At 60.4% G+C, this 2,785-nt stretch carries 2 protein-coding genes and 1 pseudogene; 2 read left to right on the forward strand and 1 reads right to left on the reverse strand.

What is annotated here, in order from left to right; all coding sequences use genetic code 11:
* A pseudogene (locus ABX749_RS28455) lies at positions 1-231 on the forward strand (SAM-dependent methyltransferase); the annotation flags it as partial.
* 428 nt (positions 232-659) lie between these two features.
* On the opposite strand, the gene ABX749_RS28460 reads toward ABX749_RS28455, so the two are convergent.
* On the reverse strand, positions 660-1,025 hold the full coding sequence (locus ABX749_RS28460; RefSeq protein ID WP_372899011.1) for a hypothetical protein: 366 nt from the start codon (positions 1,023-1,025) through the stop codon (positions 660-662).
* A gap of 249 nt (positions 1,026-1,274) precedes the next feature.
* On the opposite strand from ABX749_RS28460, the gene ABX749_RS28465 reads away from it, so the two are divergent.
* Positions 1,275-2,588 (forward strand): Gfo/Idh/MocA family protein, encoded by a 1,314-nt coding sequence (locus ABX749_RS28465; RefSeq protein ID WP_372899012.1) that lies wholly within the window; start codon positions 1,275-1,277, stop codon positions 2,586-2,588.
* Positions 2,589-2,785 lie beyond the last annotated feature (197 nt).

Consider the following 2,785-nt stretch of genomic DNA (forward strand, 5'->3'; position numbering starts at 1 on the left):
GATTCGAACGTGAAACCCGAAAAGACACTCACGACGATCGAGCACATCGTGACGCACCGTGAGTGCTCGCTGGCGGGAATGTTGCTGACGATGAAGCTGGGCAACTACGACGCGGCGGGACGAATCGACGCCTGGCTGGAGCAGATCCAGACGTGGAATCCGGTCGACGTGCAAGTGCGTCAGCTGGCCCGAAACCGCTGTGAAGTCTGCATCGCCGTGCAGTTGCGGTGACGCGGCCGGTCGGCCGGGCGCCCTGCCGCTAAGCAACAGACACTGCGTTTGTTGTCAAAGGGGAGCGTTAGCGAACCGAGTATCCCGGAGGGATTACAGCGAGTAGCCGGAGGTCAGCGCAGCGCCACCTCCGGGAAGCGCGCCTCAAAATCCCATCGACCCCGGCGGGGTCGCAGCGAATGGACTCGCCGGCGGTGCCGCAGTCCGCGTTTCTGAAATAGTTGATCGAGATGCTGTTTCAATTGGAGTGGCAGGCCGGGTCCGAGGGTTCTGGCACGATTTGCTTCGACACCCTCCGGGGTCGCGTTACGCTGGGGCGCCGGATATCCGGAGGTGTCGCTGCGCTCACCTCCGGCTACTGGCTTTGACCCCGCCGGGGTCATGCCACCTGCGTTGGCATTACAGGTACTCGCGTCCTGCCGCGATCCTTACAAATGCACCGGCAGAAACAGCTTGGTTTCACCGGGCCGTTTTTCTGCCGGCGGGACGATCCACGCGGGCGTCTCGCCTTTGTCCAGGCTGTCGGCGACGCTCGATTTGAAGCGTGCGACGATTTGTCCGAGCATTTCGCGTTGGCTGGATGCCGATACCTCAATTTCTGCCAGATTGGCGACGCGACCGCGAAACACGCCGTCGTCGCAGGCGAAATAGACAATGCAACCGAATGCCGGCGGGGTCGGCGCTGCGGATTCGACCGGCAATCCGGCATTCGGCGGCTGTTTCGTCGCGGGCCGGTTGGTCGGGGACGTCTCGTCCACTTGGTCTTCTGGTGTCGGGTCGCTGGGGTTCAACATCGGTTGCTCCTGCGGCGCGGTCGCACGAGGTCTGGGGTGTCGCCGCCCCGACCGAGAAAAAACGGTTTGGCAGAAAAAAACCTTCGCAGAAAACGGTGCATGCAAAGTCAAATGGGGCGCGATTGCCTTTACAATACAGCAGCGTGATCTTGTTGCCCACCGAACTCCCATACCTAAAAAACTCGCCGGCCGACGACGCACGTGTCGCATCGCCGCCCGCCGAGTTGATCATTCCGAAAGGACCAACAGATGGAAAATCATCCTAGCCGACGTAACTTCTTGAAAACTTCCACTGCCGCGGCTGCCGGCGCGACCCTGACCAGCACCATCGCCCGCACCGCTCACGCCCAAGGGAGCGACGAAATCAAGTTTGCCCTGATCGGATGCGGTGGCCGCGGAAACGGTGCTTCGGTCAATATTTTCAAATCCGGCGGAAACACCAAGTTGGTTGCCGTTGCCGATGCGTTTGACGGCAAGGCTTCGGCCACGATCAACTCCCTGTCCAAGCGTTACAAGGACAAGGTCGATGTGCCGGCCGACCGCAAGTTCGTCGGACTCGATGCCTACAAGAAACTACTGGAAGTCGACGCCGATCTGGTCATCATCGCCACGCCTCCCGGATTCAAACCGCAACAATTCGAAGCGGCCGTCAAAGCCGGCAAGCACATCTTCATGGAAAAACCGGTCGCCTCCGATGCCACCGGCGTCCGACGCGTCTTGGCCAGCGTCGAAGAATCCAAGAAGAAGAACTTGATGGTCGGCATTGGACTGCAACGCCGTCACGAAGCTCAGTATCTGGAAACGATCGGACGGATCCACGACGGTGCGATCGGTGACGTGATCGCCACCCGCGTGTATTGGAACGGCGGCGGCATCTGGTACCGCAACCGAACCGAAGAGCAGACCGAAATGGCATTCCAGTGCAACAACTGGTACCACTTCAACTGGCTTTCCGGCGACCAGATCTGCGAGCAACACATCCACAACCTGGACGTCGGTTGCTGGCTCAAAGGCGAGTACCCCGTCGAGTGCAATGGCATGGGTGGACGTGAGCAGCGGATGGATGGCGATCCGACCAAGAGCCAAATCTTTGACCACACCTTCTGCGAATACACTTTCGCCGATGGCACCAAGATGTTCAGCCAAGGCCGTCACTTGAAAGGTTCCTGGACGCACGTGGCCGAGTACGCCCACGGCACCAAGGGAACCGCCGACGTGTCCGGATCCCAGATCTCCGGCGAAGGCGGTGATTGGAAATTCAGCGGCGAGCGTCAACAAGGCCACCAGCAAGAACAGAACGATCTGATCGCGGCACTCGCCCGCGGAGAGATCTACAACGAAGGTGAGTACGGCGCGCTGTCCACGTTCACTGCCATCCTGGGCCGCGAAGCGTGTTACAGCGGCAAGGTCATCAAGTGGGATGATCTGCTGAACAAGGGACGCGAGTTGGCACCCGGGATCGATGACTACACCATCGACAGCCCGCCGCCGGAGTCGGCACTGCCCGGACCCGACGGCAAGTACCCGATCCCCGTCCCGGGCCAGTACGATCCCTTCGCGTAAAGGCTAGACACCAACGTGCGCTGGTGTGCAGGCTTCAGCCGCTCGTCTCGCTGCTTCGCAGCGCGTGAGGAATCGCCTAAAGGCTAGACACCAACGTGCGCTGGTGTGCAGGCTTCAGCCGCTCGTCTCGCTGCTTCGCAGCGCGTGAGGAATCGCCTAACCCGGATATTGCATCCGCTTATTCGATTGCCCCTATA

Origin of the sequence: Stieleria sp., from assembly GCF_041595215.1 — a bacterium.
GTDB classification, from domain to species: Bacteria; Planctomycetota; Planctomycetia; order Pirellulales; family Pirellulaceae; genus Stieleria; species Stieleria magnilauensis.

Excerpts from the sequence above, each read along its gene's own strand:
- ABX749_RS28465 (WP_372899012.1), top strand. The coding sequence starts at position 1,275 with ATGGAAAATCATCCTAGCCGACGTAACTTCTTGAAAACTTCCACTGCC.
- ABX749_RS28460 (WP_372899011.1), bottom strand. The coding sequence starts at position 1,025 with ATGTTGAACCCCAGCGACCCGACACCAGAAGACCAAGTGGACGAGACG.